Below are 19,919 nucleotides of genomic sequence, written 5' to 3'. Positions count from 1 at the left end.
TTGCGAAGGGGCGCCGCTAGGCCGTCAGGGGGAGACAGGCGTTGACGCCGCCGTCCAGGCCCCGGACGAAGGCCTTGGTCCGCTGGTCGGCGTCCCCGTGGTCTTCTGGATTGGTCCAGGGGAGCTGATCGGAAACACTGTGTATTGCCTGCTCCAGTTCGGCGGCATCCCCTTCCTCGAAGCCGATCGTTCCGTCGTCCTGGGCACCCTGGAGTTCCGCTCCCGCGAGACAGTCCGCCTGGAGTTCCGTGGAGACTTCCTGAAGTGCGACGTCCAGCCGGCTCTGTATCGCGTGTCCCCATTCATGGGCAACGACGAAATAGACGTAGCTGTCCCCGGTCGAATATCCCTGTTTCATCAGACCGACGTCCCACGCGAGAAAGTCCTCCGACGGGCAGTAGACCGCATTGCCCGCCTCCAGAGGGGCGCCGTCGCAGGTGGGCGCGTCCGGCGCCGTGCCGTCGTACAGGCCCAACACCTGGGGTGAGGTGTAGCTTTCGGTGAAGTAGTCCGACCAGTGCTTCTTCCAGAACTCGTCCACGCCCTGCACCGCCGCGTCTATGTCCTCCTGCATCGGGTCACCGTATTTCGCGGGCGCGCCGTATGCGTAACCTCCGCTGGCGAGCAGTATCGACGTGATCACTGCCGCGCATATGCGCATCCGGAATGTCCTGCTCATGGCTGACCTCGAACGGCATGAGGAAGGGTTTCGGCGTCGAGTGCCGATCGCGAATCGCGGTGGCGCGCTGGACGCGGCGTGACGCGGCGGACGCTGATATCCATTCAACACCCGCGATCTGCGGGCCGCATCCGCAAGGCAACGCCGGGGCACGACCACGCTGCCGCTCCCCACCGGTCTGCTCCCGTTGCGCCCTGGTCGCGCCCTACCTCACTCCTGGGCCCGCCCACATGCTCGGACCCATGGGGGATACAGGCGAGTCGAGCATCATCCCGTTACCCGACCCCGAACCTGACTCCGAACCCGACCCGGACGGACACCGGCAGCAGCCACCGGGCGCGCCGCAGCCATGGGAGAAGACCGACCGCGCCCAGGCCGCGGAGGAGGGCGCCACCGGGCCGGAGCCGCCCGCTCCACCCCTGTGCCCCCACTGCGGCCTCGCCGGCGATCGGCATGTCACCTACTACGGCTTCTACGTTCTCCTCGAGCCGGGCCTGCCGGTGCCTGCGCACAGGGTGCCCGCATGGCACCGCTGGTACGTCGACTCCAACGGGACGGCCTGGAACAGCCGCGAGGACGAGCCCGAGCCGGGCGCCATGTGCCGGATCCCGCATCAGGTGGCGTGTCCCGGGCTGCGGCTGGAGGAGATCGGGCTATGGCGGTGGTTGGACGCTGTGCGTGCGGACAACGAGCGTCGCGCTCGGCGGAAGGCGGACGAGAGCGGCACTGCGGAGGCGCTGCCGAACGTCGGGTAGGCGTGTTCGGGTAGGCGTGTTGAGGCCGTGGCGGGATTCGAACCCACGTAACTCCCCGCGAGCGGAGCTCGCTGATGGACGCAGCGCAGGCGAGCCCCTGAACCACTCGGGCACACGGCCGTCGGCAAGTCCGGTCCGGTTGGGTCGGGTTGAGCCGGGCTCGATCGGTGAACCGAGCGTACGTAGGGGTTCGTGCGTGGCTCAAGGGAATCGGGGGTGGTGCAACGGGACTGCCACACCGCGTTCATGAAAGCCGCGGTCCTACGACCAAGGTCGCAGGTCGGGCCCCGTCTCCCGACAGGGGTCAAACTTGGTTGTGGCCCTTACGCTGGCGGCCATGACCGCCCTTGAACCGCGTGACGCCGACGTCACGAAGAGAGCCGACGTCCCCCTGGTCCCCGAGGCCGAGGAGACCGTGCTGAGCAGGACCTATCGGGCCCTCAGCGTCGGGATCGTCTCCGTCGTGCTGCTCATCGCCTTCGAGGCGACCGCCGTCGGGACGGCCATGCCGGTGGCGGCGCGGGAGCTGGACGGGGTGTCGTTGTACGCCTTCGCGTTCTCGGGGTACTTCACCACCAGCCTCTTCGGGATGGTGCTCGCGGGACAGTGGTCGGACCGGCGGGGTCCGCTCGGGGCGCTGACGGCCGGGATCGCGGCCTTCGGGGCCGGGCTGCTGTTGTCGGGGACCGCGGGGGCCATGTGGCTGTTCGTCCTCGGGCGGGCCGTGCAGGGGCTGGGCGGCGGGCTGGTGATCGTCGCCTTGTACGTCGTCGTCGGCCGGGCCTACCCCGGGCGGCTGCGGCCGGCGATCATGGCGGCGTTCGCGGCGAGCTGGGTCGTGCCGTCGATCGTGGGGCCCTTGGCGTCCGGGGCCGTGACCGAACATCTGGGCTGGCGCTGGGTGTTCGTCGGGATCCCGGTGCTCGTCATCTTTCCGCTCGCGCTCGCGCTGCCGCAGATACGGCGGCGGGCGGCGGGACCGGTCGACGGCGCGGCGGGCAGCGCCTCCTTCGACCGGCGGCGTATCCGGCTCGCCCTCGGTATCTCCCTCGGCGCGGGGCTGTTGCAGTACGCCGCCCAGGATCTGCGGTGGATTTCCCTCGTCCCCGGCGTCGCCGGCGCCGCGCTCCTCGTGCCGGCCGTGCTCGGGCTGCTCCCGCGCGGCACGTACCGGGCGGCGCGCGGGTTGCCGTCGGTGGTGCTGTTGCGTGGGGTCGCCGCGGGATCGTTCATCGCGGCCGAGTCCTTCGTACCGTTGATGCTGGTCACCCAGCGGGGGCTGTCGCCGACGCTGGCCGGGTTCTCGCTCGCGGCGGGTGGCGGGACGTGGGCGCTGGGGTCGTGGGTGCAGTCGCGGCCGCGGGCGGAGCCGTACCGGGAACGTCTGATGACGCTGGGGATGGTGCTGGTGGCGGCGTCCATCGCCGCCGCGCCGAGCGTGCTGATCGACTCCGTGCCGGCCTGGGCACTGGCCGTGGCGTGGGCCTTCGGGTGCTTCGGGATGGGCCTGGTGATCTCCTCCACCAGCGTGCTGCTGCTCCAGCTCTCCGCGCCCGAGGAGGCGGGTACGAACTCGGCGGCGCTCCAGATCTCCGACGCGCTGTCCAACGTCGTGCTGCTGGCCGCGGGTGGCGCCGCGTTCGCCGCGTTGGGCGGCGGCGCGGTGAGTCATGCCGCCACGGAGGTGTCCGGTTCGCATCCGGCGGCGTTCGCGGCGGTGTTCCTGCCGATGGCGGGGGTGGCGTTGGTGGGGGCTTGGGTGACTACGCGGTTGCGTGGCGAACCCCGGTGAAACCGAGTGGTACCGCGTAGTACCGTCGAGGCGTGGCTGGACTGAACCTGCGTTTTTCGGACGAAGAGCTCGACGCCCTGCGTGAGCGCGCGGCGGCGGAAGGGCGCAGCATGCAGGCCTTCGCGCACGACGCCGTGATCGCGGCGATAAACGAGCACTCACGGCTGTTCAACGAGGCCGCCGAGCACGTGCTGAAGGCCAGCGCCGAGCTGAACCGGAGGCTCGCCTGATGCACTACCTCACTCTGCCGGAGCTGCTGAATCTGGCGCAGCGGCTCGGGGCGGACGAGGTGCGCGACTACGGGCTGCTGGATTCCGCGCTGGCACGTCCTCGGTCGAGCGTGTTCGGGCAGGACGCCTACCCGGACGTATGGCAGAAGGCTGCTGCGCTGATCGAGTCCCTCGCCCGCAACCGTGCACTGGTCGACGGGAACAAGCGCATCGCCTGGTACGCGACCTGGGTCTTCCTGCACATGAATGGGCACCCCCTGGACGCGGACTTCGACGTGGACGAGGCCGAGCGGTTCGTGCTGGACGTCTGCCAGGGCGCGTGGGACGTGCCCAAGATCGCGGCTCAGCTGGCCCGCTTCGCGCGCTGACTGTGACCTCGGTCCCACCCGCGTGCGAGCAGGCCCCGTCCGCGCGTTGGCACAACCGGGCCGCCGGTAGGGTGGCCCGGTTGTCATACGTAGCCGAGCCCTGACCCCTTACGGAGACCGTGACTACCACCGCCGCCTCCTCCTCCCACCACCTGTCCCCCGCCTTCCCCGGCCGTGCCCCCTGGGGCACCGCCAGCAAGCTGCGTGCCTGGCAGCAGGGGGCGATGGAGAAGTACATCCAGGAGCAGCCGCGTGACTTCCTCGCGGTCGCCACGCCCGGCGCCGGCAAGACGACGTTCGCCCTGACGCTCGCGTCCTGGCTGTTGCACCACCATGTCGTGCAGCAGGTGACCGTGGTCGCGCCGACCGAGCATCTGAAGAAGCAGTGGGCCGAGGCCGCCGCGCGGATAGGCATCAAGCTCGATCCCGAGTACAGCGCGGGGCCGCTCGGCAAGGACTACCACGGCGTCGCCGTGACGTACGCCGGTGTCGGTGTGCGGCCCATGCTCCACCGGAACCGGGTCGAACAGCGCAAGACCCTCGTGATCCTCGACGAGATCCATCACGCGGGTGACAGCAAGTCCTGGGGCGAGGCCTGTCTCGAAGCCTTCGAGCCCGCCACGCGCCGGCTCGCGCTCACCGGTACGCCCTTCCGGTCGGACACCAACCCCATCCCCTTCGTCACGTACGAGGAGGGGAACGACGGAATCCGGCGGTCCGCCGCCGACTACACCTACGGCTACGGCAACGCGCTCGCCGACCATGTCGTGCGGCCCGTCATCTTCCTCTCCTACAGCGGCAACATGCGCTGGCGGACCAAGGCGGGTGACGAGATCGCCGCCCGGCTCGGTGAGCCGATGACCAAGGACGCGGTCAGCCAGGCCTGGCGTACCGCCCTCGATCCGCGCGGTGAGTGGATGCCGAGCGTGCTGCGCGCCGCCGACCAGCGGCTGACCGAGGTCAGGAAGGGCATCCCGGACGCCGGCGCCCTCGTCATCGCCTCCGACCAGGACTCCGCCCGCGCCTACGCCAAGCTCATCCGCGAGATCACCGGCACCAGGGCCACCCTCGTCCTCTCCGACGACGCGGGCGCGTCCAAGCGGATCGACGACTTCAGCGGCAGCAACGACCGGTGGATGGTCGCCGTGCGGATGGTGTCCGAGGGCGTCGACGTGCCTCGGCTCGCGGTGGGCGTGTACGCCACCACCATCTCCACCCCGCTCTTCTTCGCGCAGGCCGTCGGACGTTTCGTACGGTCGCGCCGGCGCGGTGAGACCGCCTCCGTCTTCCTGCCGACCGTCCCCGATCTCCTCACCTTCGCCAACGAGATGGAGGTCGAGCGCGACCACGCCCTCGACAAGCCGAAGAAGGAGGGCGAGGAGGACCCTTACGCCGAGTCCGAGAAGGAGATGGAGGAGGCGAACAAGGAGCAGGACGAGGACACCGGCGAGCAGGAGCAGTTCTCCTTCGAGGCGCTGGAGTCCGAGGCCGTCTTCGACCGCGTGCTCTACGACGGTGCCGAGTTCGGCATGCAGGCCCACCCGGGGAGCGAGGAGGAGCAGGACTACCTCGGGATCCCCGGGCTGCTGGAGCCCGATCAGGTTCAGCTGCTCCTCCAGAAGAGGCAGGCCCGGCAGATCGCGCACAGCCGTAAGAAGCCGGATTCCGAGGCCGACCTGCTGGAGCTGCCCGCCGAGCGACGGCCCGTCGTCTCGCACAAGGAGATGATGGAGCTCCGCAAGCAGCTCAACACGATGGTCAGCGCGTACGTCCACCAGAGCGGCAAGCCGCACGGGGTGATCCACACCGAGCTGCGGCGGGTGTGCGGCGGGCCGCCGAGTGCGGAGGCGACGGCGGGGCAGTTGCGGCAGCGCATCGCCAAGGTGCAGGAGTGGGCCACGCGCATGAGGTGAGTGGTTCGGCAGGCCGTATGTCGGCTGCCGGGCCGGTGGGGCTGGTCGCGCCCACGCGGCGGAGGCGCATGTCGACACAGCCCCGCGCCCTGAAAGGCGCTCCGCGCCCCTTCGGGGCGCTCCACGGCCCGTGCCTTTCCGGGCATACCGGCGTGCTCCGTACCCGGCGCTGACCGGATTCTGGACGGAGCCTTCCGCTCAGCGAACCGGCTTCGCTAATGTCCCGCTACGCACACGCCCCGTGGCAGCGCCGCCGCGGAGCGCAGCCGTGAAGCGACGCGGTCCGGGACAGCCCGGGCCGCGGGCCGATCGGCGGCCTCTGAAGCGCGTCACTGACGGGACTCGGTGACGCATCCGCCGCGAGGGGGCTGCCGACCTCACCACTAAGGAGTGGGCGTCGTGACCGCGGAGACCTCTCAGACGCTCGACCGGGGACTGCGCGTCCTCAAGCTGCTGGCCGACACGGACCACGGGCTGACCGTCACCGAGCTATCCAACAAACTGGGCGTGAACCGGACCGTTGTGTACCGGCTGCTCGCCACGCTGGAACAGCACGCACTCGTACGCCGCGACCTGGGCGGCCGCGCCCGGGTCGGGCTCGGCGTGCTGCGCCTTGGCCGCCAGGTGCACCCGCTGGTACGGGAGGCCGCGCTGCCCGCGCTGCGCTCGCTCGCCGAGGACATAGGGGCCACGGCCCATCTGACACTGGTGGACGGCACGGAGGCGTTGGCGGTCGCCGTGGTCGAACCGACCTGGACGGACTATCACGTGGCCTACCGGGCCGGTTTCCGGCACCCCCTGGACCGCGGTGCCGCGGGCCGGGCCATCCTCGCCGCCCGGCAGCAGCCGCTGGACGACCCCGGATACACCCTGACCCACGGGGAGCTGGAGGCGGGAGCGAGTGGGGCCGCCGCGCCGCTCATCGGGGTCACCGGCGTCGAGGGCAGTGTGGGAGTGGTGATGCTGGCCGACGCGGTGCCGGAGCGGGTGGGGCCGCGGGTCGTGGACGCGGCACGGGAGGTGGCGGAGGCGTTGCGCTGAGGCGGGGTACGGGCGGGCGGCGTCCGGCGTCGGTACGGCGGGCCCGAGGCACCCTAGGCAGGGCGGTCACCGGCTCCGACACTCGGTACATGACCTCACTCAGCATCCGTACCGTTCACGACGTCGCCGGGTTCGCCGCGGTCGCCGACTACTTCAGCGACGTATGGCGGACGCCCCGCAGCGCGCCGCCCTTACTGCCCGAGACGCTGCACAGCATCGCCCACGCGGGCGGGGCGGTGCACGCCGCGTGGGACGGGGAGCGGCTCGCCGGTGCCTGTGTGGCCGTGTTCGGGCCGCCGGTGTCGAGAGAGGCGTACTCCGTGCTGGCCGCCGCCGAGCGGGGGCTCGGGGTGCGGCTCAAGGAGGCGCAGCGCGCGTGGGCGGTGGAGCTGGGGGCGCGCACCATGCGCTGGACCTTCGATCCGCTGGTCGGCCGCAACGCGCGGTTCAACTTCGTCAAACTCGGCGCGGCCGGCACCGAGTACCTCGTCGACTTCTACGGCCCCATGGCGGACGGCGTGAACGACGGCGACGAGACCGACCGGCTGGCGGTGACCTGGGACCTGATCGAGCCGGAGCGTGACGAGGACGACGGCCGGCCCGGTGAGCGAGAAGCGGCGCCCACCACCCACGCGGCCCCCGATGGCGGCCCCCTCGCCCGCCGCGACCTCTCCGACCGGTACGTCTGGTGCCGGGTGCCGGACGACATCGTGGCGCTGCGGGCCGCCGACCCCGAGCTGGCGCTGCGCTGGCGGCGGGCGGTGCGGGACGTGTTCACGAAGGCGTTCGCCGACGGTTTCCTCGCGACGGGTATGTCCCGGGACGGCTGGTACACGCTGACCCGGCGGGAGGCCGCCTCGTGAAACTCGAACGCGTCGAGCTCGTCCACGTCGCGATCCCGCTGGTCACCCCCTTCCGTACGTCGTTCGGCACGATGACGGCGAAGGACACCTTCCTGCTGCACGTCGTCACGGACACCGCCGAGGGCTGGTCGGAGTTCGCGGGCGACCCCGAGCCGCTGTACTGCTCGGAGTTCGTGGCCGGCGCGGAGATCGTCCTGCGCGACTTCCTGCTGCCGCGCGCCGCCGCGCTCCCCGTGCTCGCCGCCGCCCACCTCGCGCCCGCGATGGCCGGGATCAAGGGGCACGAGCTGGCGAAGGCGGCGCTGGAGACGGCCGTACTCGACGCGGAGCTGCGGTCGTACGGGATGCCGCTGGCCACGTATCTCGGGGCGGTGCGGGAGCGGGTGCCGGCGGGGGTGTCGGTCGGGATCCACCGGACGATCGCCGAGCTGCTGGACGCCGTCGAGGGCTATCTCGCCGACGGGTATGTGCGGATCAAGCTGAAGATCGAACCCGGCTGGGACCTCGAACCCGTACGGGCCGTGCGGGACCGCTTCGGAAGGGACCTGCCGCTCCAGGTCGACGCGAACACGGCGTACACCCTCGCGGACGCCGAGCATCTGCGGCGCCTGGACGAGTTCGGGCTGCTGCTGATCGAAGAGCCGTTGAACGAGAACGACCTGTACGCCCACGCCCGCCTTCAGCAGCGCATCGCGACCCCCGTCTGCCTGGACGAATCCCTGCACAACGCCCGTGACACCGCGTCCGCCATCGCGATGGACGCGTGCCGGGTCGTGAACGTCAAGCCCGCGCGGGTCGGGGGATACCTGGAGGCGCGGCGGGTCCATGACGTGGCCTACGCGCACGGGGTGCCGGTGTGGTGCGGGGGCATGCTGGAGACGGGCATCGGGCGTGCGCCCAACCTGGTGCTGGCTGCCCTGCCCGGTTTCACACTGCCCGGGGACACCTCGGCGTCCGGCCGCTACTTCGCCGAGGACATCACGGAGCCGTTCGTGCTGGTGGACGGCCACCTTCCGGTTCCGCGGTCACCGGGCATCGGGGTGGAGCCGCTGCCGGAGGCGCTGCGGCGCTTCACCGAGGAACGCCGAGACCTGTACGTGATCTGAACGGGGCATCCTGGGCAGCTCCGACCTGCACCCGGCCGGATTCCGTCGCCACGTTAGATTGATCCCGTGTTCTCTCGTCTCACGCGCCCCCGGGCCGTCGCCGTCTGCGCCCTGCCGGTCGTGGCCCTGCTCGCCACGGCGGCCTTCGCGCCACTGCCGTTCTCGCTGACGCAGCCCGGCCTGACGGCGGACGTCCTGGGCGAGAACAAGGGCGAGCCGGTGATCACGATCTCCGGCGCGCCGACCCGGGACACGAGCGGTGAGCTGCGCATGACGACCATCGAGGCGACCTCCCCGGACACGGATGTGCGGCTGGGCGATGTGATCGACGCCTGGTTCCGCACGGACGAGGCGGTCATGCCGCGTGACTCGGTGTATCCGAGCGGGCAGAGCACCCGGGAGATCGAGCAGTACAACACCGAGCAGATGAAGCAGTCCCAGGACGCCGCGACCGAGGCCGCGCTGAACTACCTGGACCTGAACGACAAGAACATCGAGGTCACCCTCACCCTCGCGGACGTGGGCGGCCCCAGCGCCGGCCTCCTCTTCTCCCTCGGCATCATCGACAAGCTGAACGGCGACGGCGCCGACGGCGACCTCACCGGCGGCCGCACCATCGCCGGCACCGGCACGATCGACGTCGCCGGCAAGGTCGGCGCGGTCGGCGGCGTCTCCCTCAAGACCCAGGCGGCCAAGCGCGACGGGGCGACGGTCTTCCTCGTCCCGAAGGCAGAGTGCTCCGACGCGAAGGCGGAACTCCCGAAGGGCCTGCGCCTCATCCCGGTGACCACACTGAAGGGCGCGGTGAACGCACTGGAGGCCCTGGACAGCGGGAAGGGCTCCGTCCCCAGCTGCTAGGCCCTGTCGTTTGGATCACCCCGGCGTCGCGGGGCCTGGCACGCGCATCTGCGGCGTTGTCGTCGGTTGCCAACGCTCCGCGTTGGCGCCCTCCTCCGCCTTGCAGCTGCACGCACCAGGCCCCGCTCGGGTCGGCTGAAAGGAGCCGCGCCTCACAGCCGGGCTGATCCAAACGACAGGGCTTAGACCGTGTCCGGCCTAGGGGTTTAACGCCGGCTTCGTGGTGGCGAGCCGCAGACCCACTTCCATGAGCGTCCAGCCCACCCTCGTCCGCAGATCCCGGGCGGGTGTGGCCTGAACCGCGAGGGCGTGCATACGCGCTTCGGCGTGGAGGTCGGCGGCGCGGGCGTGGTGCAGGGCGAGGTGGGTCTCGGGGTGCTGCATCGGCTGCTGCCTTTCAGTCCGTGCTGAGGGGGAAGGTGCGGGTCTGTACGCGAACGGTGCTCGCCTCGGGGGCGTCCTCGACGCCGGGCCGGTCGCGGTAGCTGTCGACCAACTCGTGCATCTTGTGCGCAAGTTCGGTCGCGAGCTGCGGCGTCAGGCGGAGCGTCATGCTGCTCATGTCCATGCTGCGGTTCCAGGCGTCCGACCACTCCTCACGGGTGCCGAGCCAGGTAGACAGCTCCCGGGTCTGCTGGGTGGCGACCTCGTGGAGATACAGGTCGGCGGCGCCGCGCACGTCGGGACTCGGGTCGCGCAGAAGGGCGTCGTCGAATCGCAGTCCCTGCACCGCCGCCTTCCACCACCGCTCCCGCCCCTTGCCCCGCCCGGGGTCGTCCTCGACGAATCCGTGCGCCGCCAGCTGTCGCAGGTGGTAGCTGGTGGCTCCGCTGGACTCGCCCAGTTTCCCGGCGAGTTGGGAGGCGGTGGCCGGTCCGCCGATGCGCAGGGCGTCGAGCAGCTGCATGCGTAGGGGATGAGCCAGTCCGCGCAGGGACCGGGCGTCGAGGTCGTGAACCTTGGGCTGGTCGGGGTTCGCCATGCATGCAAAGGTAGCGTTGCAAAGGGTTCTTTGCAACAACTTCTTTGTAAGTCCCCCTACTTCACGAACCCCTCCTCCTTCATCCAGTCCAACGCCACCTGATGCGGATCCTCCCCGTCCACGTCCACCTTCGCGTTCAGGTCCTGCGCCACGGAGTTGTTCAGCTTCTTGCTGATCGGGTCGAGGACCTCCGGGATGGCCGGCCACTCCTCGAGAGTCCTGGTGTTGATCATGGGGGCGGCGTTGTAGTTGGGGAAGAACTTCTTGTCGTCCTCCATGACCACGAGGTTCATCGACTTGATGCGGCCGTCCGTCGTGAAGACCTCGCCGTAGACACAACTTCCCTTCGCGACCTGGGTGTAGATGATCCCGGTGTCCATCTGGGTGATGTTCCTCGTCGGCAGGTCCATGCCGTACGCCTTCGCCATGCCCGGCAGCCCGTCCGCGCGGTTGGCGAACTCGACCTCGACGCACAGGGTCACCGCACCGGGGTCCGACTTCGACAGCGCGGCGACCTCGGACAGGGTGTTCGTGCGGTACTTCCGGTGGTTGGCCTGGTTCATCGCCAGGGCGTAGGTGTTGTTCAGGGCGGAGGGCTCCAGCCAGGTCACCCCGTTCCTCGCGTCCTCCTTCCGCACCGCCTCCCACTGCGCGCGCGGGTCGGGGATCGGCTCGCTGCGGCCCAGGTACGTGATCCAGGCCGTGCCCGTGTACTCGTACCCGGCGTCGGCCTCCCCCTTCCGCACCGCCTCCCGGCTGCCGATGGAACCCTGGATGCCGGTGCGGTCGAGCACCTCCGCGCCGGCCGCCTCGAAGGCGATGCCCATGATCGCGCCGAGGATCAGCTGCTCGGTGAACGACTTCGACGTCACCGTCAGCTCGGCCCCCTTCAACGGCTCGCCCCGCCCGATCGAGCCGGGCCGTACGTCGTCGACCATGGGGGAGCCGCTGGTCAGACCGCACCCCGAGGGCGCCAGGAGTGCCACCGCCAGGAATACGCGCGTCCGGCGCCTCATGTCCCCAACCCCCGTGGCCGCAGCAGCACTTCCGCCAGCGACGCCAGCCAGTCCACCAGCAGGGCGAGGGCGACCGTGAGGATCGAGCCCAGCACCAGCACCGGCATGCGCTGGTTGGTGATGCCGGCCGTGATCAGCACGCCCAGGCCGCCGCCCCCGCCGAAGACCGCCAGGGTGGCCGTACCGACGTTGAGGACCAGGGCCGTGCGGACGCCCGCCAGGATCAGCGGGACCGCGAGGGGCAGCTCCACCCGGGTCAGCACGCCCGTCGGGGACATGCCGATGCCGCGCGCCGCCTCCAGCAGCGTCGGATCGTTCGCCTTCAGGCCCGCGATCGTGTTGGACAGCACGGGTAGGACGGCGTAGGCGATCATGCCGATCAGGGCGGCTTTCCGGCCGATGCCGAGCCAGATCACCAGCAGTGCGAGGAGGCCGATCGCGGGGGTCGCCTGGCCCATGTTGGCGAACGCCATGGCCACCGGGGTCGCCTTCCGGAACGCCCGTCGGGTGAGCAGGATCCCCAGCGGGATCGCGATGATCAGCACGAAGAACGTGGAGATCACCGTGAGTTCTACGTGCTGCCACAACGCCTTGGAGACCTGGCCGTTCGACAGCGCGTTCTCGGAGACCGCGTCCAGGTCGGCCTGCTGGAACCACAGCCAGGTCGCCAGCAGCATCGCCACCAGCAGGGCCGGCACGAAGGTGAGCTTCTGCCAGCTCACCTTCCGGCGCGGGGGCTTCGCGGCGGTGGGGGAGGAGGCGGCGGAGGGCGCGTCGGTCACACCGGTCACGTCGGTCACGTCGGTCACGTCGGCCGTGTCGGTCTCCTCCGGCGTCGCCGTCCCGGTCCTCGGAGCCTCGGGGCTGCTCACGCCTTCCTCTCCCCTCCGTCGCCCTCCTGCTCGGCGTGCGTCAGGTCGGCCCGTGTCTCCTCCAGGTCGTGCTGGGCCTCCAGCGCCTCAAGACGGTCCGCCTCCAGCAGCTCGTGCACCGAGTTGATCAGCGTCTCCATGTCGACGACGCCCGTGTACTCACCGCGCCGCCCGGTCACCGCGACCCGCCCCGCGTTGTCGGTGAGGACCGCCTCCAGGGCGTCCCGCAGCGTGGCGTCCCGCGTCACCGTGTCGGTGACCAGCGTCCCGGCCCGGGCGAGTGAACCCCTGGCCCGCATCAGGTCACCGCGCCGCAGCCACTTGTACGGCCGCCGGCGCTTGTCCAGCAGCAGGATCTCGTTGGTGCCGCTGGACCGGAGCCGGTTGAAGATCTCCTGGAGCGGGTCGTCGACGGTCACCGTCGGGTAGTCGGTGATCTCCACATCCCGCACGCGGGTCAGGTTCAGCCGCTTCAGCGCCGCCCCTGCGCCCACGAACCCGGACACGAAGTCGTCCGCCGGGTTGGTGAGGATCGCCTCGGGGGTGTCGAACTGAGCGATGTGGGACCGTTCGCGCAGAACGGCGATACGGTCACCGAGCTTGATCGCCTCGTCGAAGTCGTGCGTGACGAAGACGATCGTCTTGTGCAGCTCGTGCTGGAGCCTGATCAACTCGTCCTGGAGATGATCACGGGTGATCGGGTCGACCGCCCCGAACGGCTCGTCCATCAGCAGGACGGGCGGATCGGCGGCCAGCGCCCTCGCCACCCCCACCCGTTGCTGCTGGCCACCGGAGAGCTGACGTGGATAGCGGCCGTGGAACTCCCCGGGATCGAGGCCGACCAGGTCCAGCAGCTCCTCGACCCGGTCCCGGATCCGCGCCTTCGGCCAGCCGATCATCTTCGGCACCAGCGCGATGTTCTGGGCGACCGTCATGTGCGGGAAGAGGCCGGCGGACTGGATCGCGTAGCCGACCTTGCGACGCAGCTTCACCGGGTCGATGTCGGTGACGTCCTCGCCGCCGATGCGGATACGGCCACCGGTCGGTTCGATCAGCCGGTTGATCATCTTGAGCGTCGTCGACTTTCCGCACCCGGAAGGGCCGACGAAGATGACCACCTCGCCCGCCTTGATCTCCATGTTCACGTTGTCCACGGCCGGCTGCGGGCTGCCCGGATACCGCTTGGTCAGGTTCTCCAGCTCGATGGAGGCGCCGTGATGCTCACCGGTGGCGTCGGGCGGAGCGTCGGAGGGGGTGCCGGCGGGGATGTCGGCGGGGGCGTCGGCGGTGCTGCCGTACTCAGACACGGATCCCCCTGGGAATGGTCAGCCGCCCGATCAGGACGTACGCGGCGTCGAACAGCAGGGCCAGGACGATGATCCCGAGCGTCCCCGCGAGCACCTGGTTGAGCGCGTTCGCGCTGCCCAGCGAGGCCAGGCCGCGGAAGATCACGTTGCCGAGCCCGGGTCCCGACGCGTACGCCGCGATGGCCGCGATGCCCATCAGCATCTGCGTCGAGACCCGGATCCCGGTCAGGATCGGCGGCCAGGCCAGCGGCAGCTCCACCCGCAGCAACTGCGCGAGCCGGGACATCCCGATGCCCCGGGCCGCGTCCACCAGCGCCGGGTCGACGCCGCGCAGCCCGACGATCGCGTTGCGCACGATCGGCAGCAGGCCGTACAGGGTCAGAGCGATCACCGTGGGCGGTACGCCCAGCCCCACGATCGGGATGAGCAGACCGATCATGGCGAGCGACGGAATGGTCAGGATGCCCGAGGTGGACAGGGTGGCGAAATTGCCGGCCCACTCGCTGCGATAGGTGACCACACCGATGAGCACCCCGAGCAGGGTCGCCACCACCATGCACTGGAAGACCGCGCTGGCGTGCTGTAGGGCGTCGGTGAACAGCTGCTGGTGGCGGTTGCCCAGGTACTCCCAGAAGCTCACAAGCGCACCACCCGGGGTCGGCTACCTCTCCGGGTCCTCCGCCGCCTGCTCCACCAACGGGATGATCCGCAGCGGAACGGGGTTCTCCATCACGATCGCGGTGGAGGCCCGGACGATCCCATCGAAACCGACAACCCGGTCGATCACACGCTGGAGATCGGCGTTGGAACGCGCCACGAGACGGCACATCATGTCCCCGGTCCCGGTGGTGGTGTGCAGCTCCAGCACCTCCGGCACGGTCGCCAAGTGCGCCCGTACGTCGGCCCCTTGCCCCTGCCGGATCTGAAGCGTGGCGAAGGCGGTGACCGGATACCCGAGCGCGGCCGGATCCACCTCGGGACCGAACCCGCGGATGACTCCGTTCGACTGAAGCCGGTCCAGCCGCGCCTGCACGGTCCCGCGGGCCACCCCCAGTCGCCGGGACATCTCCAGCACCCCGATCCGCGGCTCCCGCGCCAGCAGCACGATGATCCGCCCGTCCAGATGATCGATCGCCACAGCAGCCCCCGGGTGGGTGGTCATCCTGTACAGAAAGCCCGCCGAAGCGGGTCGGTCACTGAGCAGATTGCCCAGCCGGAAACCAAACTATTGCGCACCTTGCCGTATCGGAGTGAGGCTGCGCCTATGACGCAGACCACACACCACACTCCCGACACCGCCCGGCAGGCCGACCCCTTCCCGGTCAAGGGAATGGACGCGGTCGTCTTCGCCGTGGGCAACGCCAAGCAGGCGGCGCACTACTACTCGACCGCCTTCGGCATGCGCCTCGTGGCGTACTCCGGACCGGAGAACGGCAGCCGCGAGACGGCGAGCTACGTGCTGGAGAACGGCTCTGCCCGCTTCGTCCTCACCTCCGTCATCAAGCCCGCCACCACCTGGGGCCACTTCCTCGCCCAGCACGTGGCCGAGCACGGCGACGGAGTCGTCGACCTCGCCATCGAGGTCCCGGACGCGCGCCGGGCGTACGCGTACGCGCTGGAGCACGGCGCCACGTCCGTCTCCGAGCCGTACGAGCTGAAGGACGAGCACGGCACCGTCGTCCTGGCCGCCATCGCGACGTACGGCGAGACCCGCCACACCCTCGTCGAGCGCACCGGCTACGACGGCCCCTACCTGCCCGGCTACGTCGCCGCGCAGCCGATGGTCGAACCGCCCGCCCAGCGCACCTTCCAGGCCATCGACCACTGCGTCGGCAACGTCGAGCTCGGCCGGATGAACGAATGGGTCGGCTTCTACAACAAGGTCATGGGCTTCACGAACATGAAGGAGTTCGTGGGCGACGACATCGCGACCGAGTACAGCGCGCTGATGTCGAAGGTCGTGGCCGACGGCACGCTCAAGGTCAAGTTCCCGATCAACGAGCCCGCCATCGCCAAGAAGAAGTCCCAGATCGACGAGTACCTGGAGTTCTACGGCGGCGCCGGTGTCCAGCACATCGCGCTGAACACGAACGACATCGTGGCGACGGTCCGCACGATGCGCGCGGCCGGCGTCCAGTTCCTCGACACCCCGGACTCGTACTACGACACCCTCGGCGAGTGGGTCGGCGACACCCGCGTCCCCGTCGAGACCCTGCGCGAGCTGAAGATCCTCGCCGACCGCGACGAGGACGGCTATCTGCTGCAAATCTTCACCAAGCCGGTCCAGGACCGTCCGACGGTCTTCTTCGAGATCATCGAACGCCACGGCTCCATGGGCTTCGGCAAGGGCAACTTCAAGGCCCTGTTCGAGGCGATCGAGCGGGAGCAGGCCAAGCGCGGGAACCTGTGACGGCTGGTTGAGCCTGTCCGGTCGTGCGGGTGTCACGGGGCACCCGCACGACCAGGGGGACGTCGGTGGAGGACCGGTTCGATCTGTCCGTGCCGTCCGAGCGACGGCCGTGGAAGAAGGCCGCCGAAGGTCACTTCCGGCGCGGCTTGGCGTCCATGTCCGGTACGTCCTCCACCGACGGCTCCCCGAGCTCCTCCAACGCCGCCTCCGCCAGCGGCACCCGCGTCGGCGAGAAGTGCGGATTGATCCGCAGCGCCTCCTCCAGATGCCGTCGCGCGGGCCCCGTCATCTCCAGCGACCGCTCGATCATCCCCAGGTGATAGGCGTACAGCGCGCTGCGCACCCCGCCCCCCTTCTGCCGGTCGGTCGCACGCCGGGCGAACTTCAGCGCCTCCTTGTCCTCCCCGGCCCGGTGCAGCGCCCAGCCCAGCGCGTCGGCCACCGCGATCCCCGGCTGCCGGCGCCACTCGACCCTGAGCCGTCGTACGGCCATCTCCGTGTCGCCGTGGTCCGCCTCGAAGCGGCCAAGCACCAACTCCTCGTCGACCCCGCCGGCCGCGGCCCGCGCCGCCCGCTCGCGCAGCAGGTCGTACTGCACGCGTGCCGCCTGGCCCAGGCCCAGCGACTCGTACAACTCGCCCAGCTCCAGGGCGTATTCGGGCAGCGGCTGCTTGGCGAGGGCGACCCGGTACGCGTTCAGCGCCTCCGTCGAGCGGCCCAGTGCCGCCAGGGTCCGACCCTGCCCGGCGAGCGCGGCCCGCTGGTCGGGGTCGAGGCGTACCGCCTCCTGGAAGTGGCGCAGGGCCACCTCCAGGTCGCCGCGTTCCCAGGCGAGTTGCCCGGCCTGTTCGAGATACGCCGCCCGCTCGGCCGGGGCCTCGGTGGCCGCCGCCGCGTCGGAGAGGGCCGCCGCCGCGTCCTCCCGCCAGCCCCGGTCCCGGTAGAGGGCCGCCGCCCGGGCCTGCACCGCCGGTCCCGAGCGCAGCTTCAGCAGCCGGTCCAGGGTCCGCTTGGCGGCCTTGTAGTCACCCATCCCCGTCTGCGCCTCGATCAGCAGCGGATACGTCGTCCACCGCTTCCGGTCCACTTTCAGCGCCGCCTCGCTCCACGTGCGCGCCGCGTGGAAGTCCCGCCGGGCGTTCGCCAGCGCCGCCATGCCGTCCAGCGCCTCGGCGTTGCGCTCGCGCACCCGCAGCGACGCCCGCAGTGCCTTCTCGGCCTTCGGGTAGTTCGCCGGCTCCGCGGTCCGCCGGCCCTGTTCCACATACGCCGCCCCCAGCACCGCCCACGCCCGGGCGTCCTTGGGATGCGTCCGCAGGTGAGCCTCGCGCTCGTCGATCAGCACCGCCAGATCGGGCAGCGCGGCGGTCACCCCCGTGGTGACGGCGGTCAGCGCTTGCGCCCCCGGTGCCGGCGGAGCCGCCCGTGTCCCGCTGGGCCCCCACGGCAACAGCGTCAGCACCCCGCCGAGCACGGCACACCCCGCCACGGCGGCGATCAGCACGCGCCCCCGGTTGCGCGGGCGGCGGCCGGGCGTGCCCTGCCGGTCCTTCGAGGCGTCGTTCGCAGAGCCGGCCTTCTCTGAGCCGGCCTTCTCGGACCCGGCGTTCTCAGAGCCGTCGTTGTCCGACCCGGCCTTCTTCGGGGCGCTGTTCTCCATGGCGATCACTGTGCGTGAAACCCTGCGTCAATACGACGACCACACCCGTCCGACCCCGGCTGCCGTACATGGGGTTCACACCGATGGCCCCCGGGTGTCACGCTGTGATCATGAGCCGTATCGAAGCCGCACCCGACCAGGCCCGGGGTGACCTCACCGAGCGGCTGCTCGCGGGTCTGCCTGTCGAGGCCGTCCTCACCGACCCCGACATCACGGCCTCCTACGCCAACGACATGGCCAGCTTCTGCCCGGCCGGCGCCCCCGCCGTGGTCGTGCTGCCGCGCACGGTCGAAGAGGTCCAGCACGTCATGCGCACCGCCACCGAGCTGCGCGTCCCGGTCGTCCCGCAGGGCGCCCGCACGGGCCTGTCGGGCGGGGCCAACGCCTCCGACGGCTGCATCGTGCTGTCCCTGACCAAGATGGACCGGATCCTGGAGATCAACCCCGTCGACCGCATCGCCGTCGTCGAGCCCGGTGTCATCAACGCCACCCTCTCCCGCGCGGTCGGCGAACTCGGCCTGTACTACCCGCCGGACCCCTCCAGCTGGGAGATGTGCACGATCGGCGGCAACATCGGCACGGCCTCCGGCGGCCTGTGCTGTGTGAAGTACGGGGTGACGGCGGAGTACGTCCTCGGCCTGGACGTCGTCCTCGCCGACGGGCGCCTGATGTCCACGGGCCGCCGTACCGCCAAGGGCGTCGCCGGGTACGACATGACCCGCCTCTTCGTCGGCTCCGAGGGCTCGCTCGGCATCGTCGTACGGGCCGTCCTGGCGCTGAAGCCGCAGCCGCCGCAGCAGCTGGTGCTCGCCGCCGAGTTCGCGACCGCGGCGGCCGCGTGCGACGCGGTGTGCCGGATCATGGAAGGCGGGCATGTCCCGTCGTTGCTGGAACTGATGGACCGTACGACGGTCAAGGCGGTCAACGACATCGCGAACATGGGGCTGCCGGAGACGACCGAGGCCCTCCTCCTGGCCGCCTTCGACACCCCGGACCCCGGCCCCGACCTCGCGGCCGTCGGCGCGCTGTGCGAGGCGGCCGGTGCCACCCAGGTGGTCCCGGCGGACGACGCGGCCGAGTCCGAACTCCTGCTCCAGGCAAGGCGGTTGTCCCTCACTGCACTGGAGGCGGTGCGGGGCGTGACGATGATCGACGACGTGTGCGTGCCCCGCTCCCGGCTCGCCGACCTGATCGAGGGCGTGGAGCGGATCGCCGACAAGCACCAGCTCACCATCGGCGTCGTCGCCCACGCCGGTGACGGCAACACGCACCCCACCGTCTGCTTCGACGCGACCGACGCCGACGAGTCCCGGCGCGCCCGCGAGTCCTTCGACGAGATCATGGCGCTCGGCCTGGAACTCGGCGGCACGATCACCGGTGAGCACGGCGTGGGCGTCCTGAAGAAGGAGTGGCTGGCGCGCGAGATCGGCCCGGTCGGGATCGAGTTGCAGCGCGGCATCAAACAGGTCTTCGACCCGCTGGGCATTCTGAACCCGGGCAAGCTGTTCTGATCCGTCCCTTCGATACGGCTCACCTGGCGAGCAGTTGGTCGAGCGCGTCGTCGATCCCCAGCTGCTCGCCCTCGGCCCCCGGCGGCACCAGCCGCAACGTCCGCTCCAGCCAGGCCGACACCTGCGCCGCCGGCGCCTCCAGCAGAGCGTCCCCGTCGGGCGAGCTCAGCCCCATGAGCACCAGGCTGCGCCCGTCCACCTTCGTCGGCCACACCCGCACGTCCCCGTGCCCACTCGGCCGGAACACCCCCTCCACGAGCAGATCGCGGGAGAAGGTCCAGTGCACCGGGTGATCGGAGTTGATGTGAAAGGCGATGTGCACGGCGTACGGATCGTCACTGTGATAGCTCAGCAGGGCCGGCACGGGGATGCGCCGCTCCGGCGACAGGATGAGCCGCAGCTCCAGCTCGCGCTCTACGGTCTGATGCATGACGTACGTGTCCTCTCTCGTGACGCGTGCGGGCCGCGTGGGCGGGCCCGTACGAGTGGAGAGGGACCGGGGGCACGGATCATTACGCGGGTTCGCGGAACTTTTTTCCGGCCCTGTTCCCGGACG

Annotated in this window: 21 protein-coding genes and 1 tRNA gene; 11 read left to right on the top strand and 11 right to left on the bottom strand. The window is 70.4% G+C overall.

What is annotated here, in order from left to right; all coding sequences use genetic code 11:
- Positions 1-16: 16 nt before the first annotated feature.
- Positions 17-574: a neutral zinc metallopeptidase gene (locus KUM44_RS40260; protein WP_217214725.1), complete on the bottom strand. Its 558-nt coding sequence runs from the start codon at positions 572-574 to the stop codon at positions 17-19.
- A gap of 347 nt (positions 575-921) precedes the next feature.
- Here KUM44_RS40260 and KUM44_RS40255 point away from each other — a divergent pair, with 347 nt between their 5' ends.
- Positions 922-1,434 (top strand): DUF6083 domain-containing protein, encoded by a 513-nt coding sequence (locus KUM44_RS40255; RefSeq protein ID WP_217214724.1) that lies wholly within the window; start codon positions 922-924, stop codon positions 1,432-1,434.
- Between the two features lie 22 nt (positions 1,435-1,456).
- On the opposite strand, the gene KUM44_RS40250 is transcribed toward KUM44_RS40255, so the two are convergent.
- Positions 1,457-1,554, bottom strand: a tRNA-OTHER gene (locus tag KUM44_RS40250).
- A gap of 217 nt (positions 1,555-1,771) precedes the next feature.
- Here KUM44_RS40250 and KUM44_RS40245 point away from each other — a divergent pair.
- The 8 genes from KUM44_RS40245 to KUM44_RS40210 all read left to right on the top strand — a co-directional run bounded on the left by KUM44_RS40245 (position 1,772) and on the right by KUM44_RS40210 (position 9,605).
- Positions 1,772-3,226, top strand: coding sequence for an MFS transporter (locus KUM44_RS40245; RefSeq protein WP_217214723.1), 1,455 nt, complete (start codon positions 1,772-1,774; stop codon positions 3,224-3,226).
- 32 nt (positions 3,227-3,258) lie between these two features.
- Entirely contained in the window at positions 3,259-3,456 is a 198-nt protein-coding gene (locus KUM44_RS40240) for a hypothetical protein (RefSeq protein ID WP_048583275.1), read from the top strand.
- A complete protein-coding gene (locus KUM44_RS40235) occupies positions 3,456-3,824 on the top strand; it encodes a type II toxin-antitoxin system death-on-curing family toxin (RefSeq protein ID WP_217214722.1) in 369 nt (122 codons plus the stop codon). Before KUM44_RS40240 ends, KUM44_RS40235 begins: the two co-directional genes overlap by 1 nt.
- 119 nt (positions 3,825-3,943) lie before the next feature.
- On the top strand, positions 3,944-5,737 hold the full coding sequence (locus tag KUM44_RS40230; protein ID WP_217214721.1) for a DEAD/DEAH box helicase: 1,794 nt from the start codon (positions 3,944-3,946) through the stop codon (positions 5,735-5,737).
- Between the two features lie 399 nt (positions 5,738-6,136).
- A complete protein-coding gene (locus tag KUM44_RS40225) occupies positions 6,137-6,778 on the top strand; it encodes an IclR family transcriptional regulator (protein ID WP_062720968.1) in 642 nt (213 codons plus the stop codon).
- A gap of 89 nt (positions 6,779-6,867) precedes the next feature.
- On the top strand, positions 6,868-7,641 hold the full coding sequence (locus KUM44_RS40220) for a chorismate synthase (RefSeq protein WP_217214720.1): 774 nt from the start codon (positions 6,868-6,870) through the stop codon (positions 7,639-7,641).
- Positions 7,638-8,747, top strand: coding sequence for an o-succinylbenzoate synthase (gene menC / locus KUM44_RS40215; protein ID WP_217214719.1), 1,110 nt, complete (start codon positions 7,638-7,640; stop codon positions 8,745-8,747). The genes KUM44_RS40220 and menC overlap by 4 nt, the downstream gene beginning before the upstream one ends.
- A 66-nt stretch (positions 8,748-8,813) precedes the next feature.
- Positions 8,814-9,605 carry a S16 family serine protease gene (locus KUM44_RS40210; protein ID WP_217214718.1) on the top strand — a complete coding sequence of 264 codons (792 nt, stop codon included), beginning with the start codon at positions 8,814-8,816 and terminating at the stop codon, positions 9,603-9,605.
- 198 nt (positions 9,606-9,803) lie between these two features.
- Here the strand turns inward: KUM44_RS40210 and KUM44_RS40205 are convergent, their stop codons facing one another.
- The 7 genes from KUM44_RS40205 to KUM44_RS40175 form a co-directional block, all read right to left on the bottom strand.
- Positions 9,804-9,989, bottom strand: a complete 186-nt coding sequence (locus KUM44_RS40205; RefSeq protein WP_217214717.1) for a hypothetical protein — start codon at positions 9,987-9,989, stop codon at positions 9,804-9,806.
- Between the two features lie 13 nt (positions 9,990-10,002).
- Entirely contained in the window at positions 10,003-10,587 is a 585-nt protein-coding gene (locus KUM44_RS40200; protein ID WP_217214716.1) for a transcriptional regulator, read from the bottom strand.
- A gap of 56 nt (positions 10,588-10,643) precedes the next feature.
- The gene (locus KUM44_RS40195) at positions 10,644-11,603 is read right to left on the bottom strand and encodes a glycine betaine ABC transporter substrate-binding protein (RefSeq protein WP_217214715.1); all 960 of its coding nucleotides are present in this window, start codon (positions 11,601-11,603) and stop codon (positions 10,644-10,646) included.
- Complete coding sequence (locus KUM44_RS40190; protein ID WP_308402829.1) at positions 11,600-12,385, bottom strand: ABC transporter permease; 786 nt, start codon at positions 12,383-12,385, stop codon at positions 11,600-11,602. The genes KUM44_RS40195 and KUM44_RS40190 overlap by 4 nt, the downstream gene beginning before the upstream one ends.
- A gap of 86 nt (positions 12,386-12,471) precedes the next feature.
- Positions 12,472-13,743 carry a betaine/proline/choline family ABC transporter ATP-binding protein gene (locus KUM44_RS40185; RefSeq protein ID WP_217214762.1) on the bottom strand — a complete coding sequence of 424 codons (1,272 nt, stop codon included), beginning with the start codon at positions 13,741-13,743 and terminating at the stop codon, positions 12,472-12,474.
- Between the two features lie 31 nt (positions 13,744-13,774).
- Complete coding sequence (locus tag KUM44_RS40180; RefSeq protein WP_217214714.1) at positions 13,775-14,422, bottom strand: ABC transporter permease; 648 nt, start codon at positions 14,420-14,422, stop codon at positions 13,775-13,777.
- 21 nt (positions 14,423-14,443) lie between these two features.
- Complete coding sequence (locus KUM44_RS40175; protein WP_217214761.1) at positions 14,444-14,920, bottom strand: Lrp/AsnC family transcriptional regulator; 477 nt, start codon at positions 14,918-14,920, stop codon at positions 14,444-14,446.
- Positions 14,921-15,046: 126 nt separating this feature from the next.
- On the opposite strand from KUM44_RS40175, the gene hppD reads away from it, so the two are divergent.
- Positions 15,047-16,192 (top strand): 4-hydroxyphenylpyruvate dioxygenase, encoded by a 1,146-nt coding sequence (gene hppD, locus KUM44_RS40170; protein ID WP_217214713.1) that lies wholly within the window; start codon positions 15,047-15,049, stop codon positions 16,190-16,192.
- A gap of 130 nt (positions 16,193-16,322) precedes the next feature.
- On the opposite strand, the gene KUM44_RS40165 is transcribed toward hppD, so the two are convergent.
- Positions 16,323-17,852, bottom strand: a complete 1,530-nt coding sequence (locus KUM44_RS40165; RefSeq protein ID WP_217214712.1) for a tetratricopeptide repeat protein — start codon at positions 17,850-17,852, stop codon at positions 16,323-16,325.
- A gap of 104 nt (positions 17,853-17,956) precedes the next feature.
- Here KUM44_RS40165 and KUM44_RS40160 point away from each other — a divergent pair, with 104 nt between their 5' ends.
- Positions 17,957-19,363 (top strand): FAD-binding oxidoreductase, encoded by a 1,407-nt coding sequence (locus KUM44_RS40160; RefSeq protein WP_217214711.1) that lies wholly within the window; start codon positions 17,957-17,959, stop codon positions 19,361-19,363.
- 19 nt (positions 19,364-19,382) lie between these two features.
- On the opposite strand, the gene KUM44_RS40155 is transcribed toward KUM44_RS40160, so the two are convergent.
- Complete coding sequence (locus KUM44_RS40155; protein ID WP_217214710.1) at positions 19,383-19,793, bottom strand: SsgA family sporulation/cell division regulator; 411 nt, start codon at positions 19,791-19,793, stop codon at positions 19,383-19,385.
- Between the last annotated feature and the right edge of the window lie 126 nt (positions 19,794-19,919).

This window comes from Streptomyces sp. AC550_RSS872, from assembly GCF_019049285.1.
GTDB lineage: Bacteria > Actinomycetota > Actinomycetes > Streptomycetales > Streptomycetaceae > Streptomyces.
Note: the sequence above shows the minus strand (reverse complement) of the source record. Positions and strands in the feature narration are given on the sequence as shown.

Excerpts from the sequence above, each read along its gene's own strand:
- KUM44_RS40260 (WP_217214725.1), bottom strand. The coding sequence starts at position 574 with ATGCAGGAGGACATAGACGCGGCGGTGCAGGGCGTGGACGAGTTCTGG.
- KUM44_RS40255 (WP_217214724.1), top strand. The coding sequence starts at position 922 with ATGGGGGATACAGGCGAGTCGAGCATCATCCCGTTACCCGACCCCGAA.
- KUM44_RS40245 (WP_217214723.1), top strand. The coding sequence starts at position 1,772 with ATGACCGCCCTTGAACCGCGTGACGCCGACGTCACGAAGAGAGCCGAC.
- KUM44_RS40235 (WP_217214722.1), top strand. The coding sequence starts at position 3,456 with ATGCACTACCTCACTCTGCCGGAGCTGCTGAATCTGGCGCAGCGGCTC.
- KUM44_RS40220 (WP_217214720.1), top strand. The coding sequence starts at position 6,868 with ATGACCTCACTCAGCATCCGTACCGTTCACGACGTCGCCGGGTTCGCC.
- KUM44_RS40205 (WP_217214717.1), bottom strand. The coding sequence starts at position 9,989 with ATGCAGCACCCCGAGACCCACCTCGCCCTGCACCACGCCCGCGCCGCC.
- KUM44_RS40200 (WP_217214716.1), bottom strand. The coding sequence starts at position 10,587 with ATGGCGAACCCCGACCAGCCCAAGGTTCACGACCTCGACGCCCGGTCC.
- KUM44_RS40195 (WP_217214715.1), bottom strand. The coding sequence starts at position 11,603 with ATGAGGCGCCGGACGCGCGTATTCCTGGCGGTGGCACTCCTGGCGCCC.
- hppD (WP_217214713.1), top strand. The coding sequence starts at position 15,047 with ATGACGCAGACCACACACCACACTCCCGACACCGCCCGGCAGGCCGAC.
- KUM44_RS40165 (WP_217214712.1), bottom strand. The coding sequence starts at position 17,852 with ATGGAGAACAGCGCCCCGAAGAAGGCCGGGTCGGACAACGACGGCTCT.
- KUM44_RS40155 (WP_217214710.1), bottom strand. The coding sequence starts at position 19,793 with ATGCATCAGACCGTAGAGCGCGAGCTGGAGCTGCGGCTCATCCTGTCG.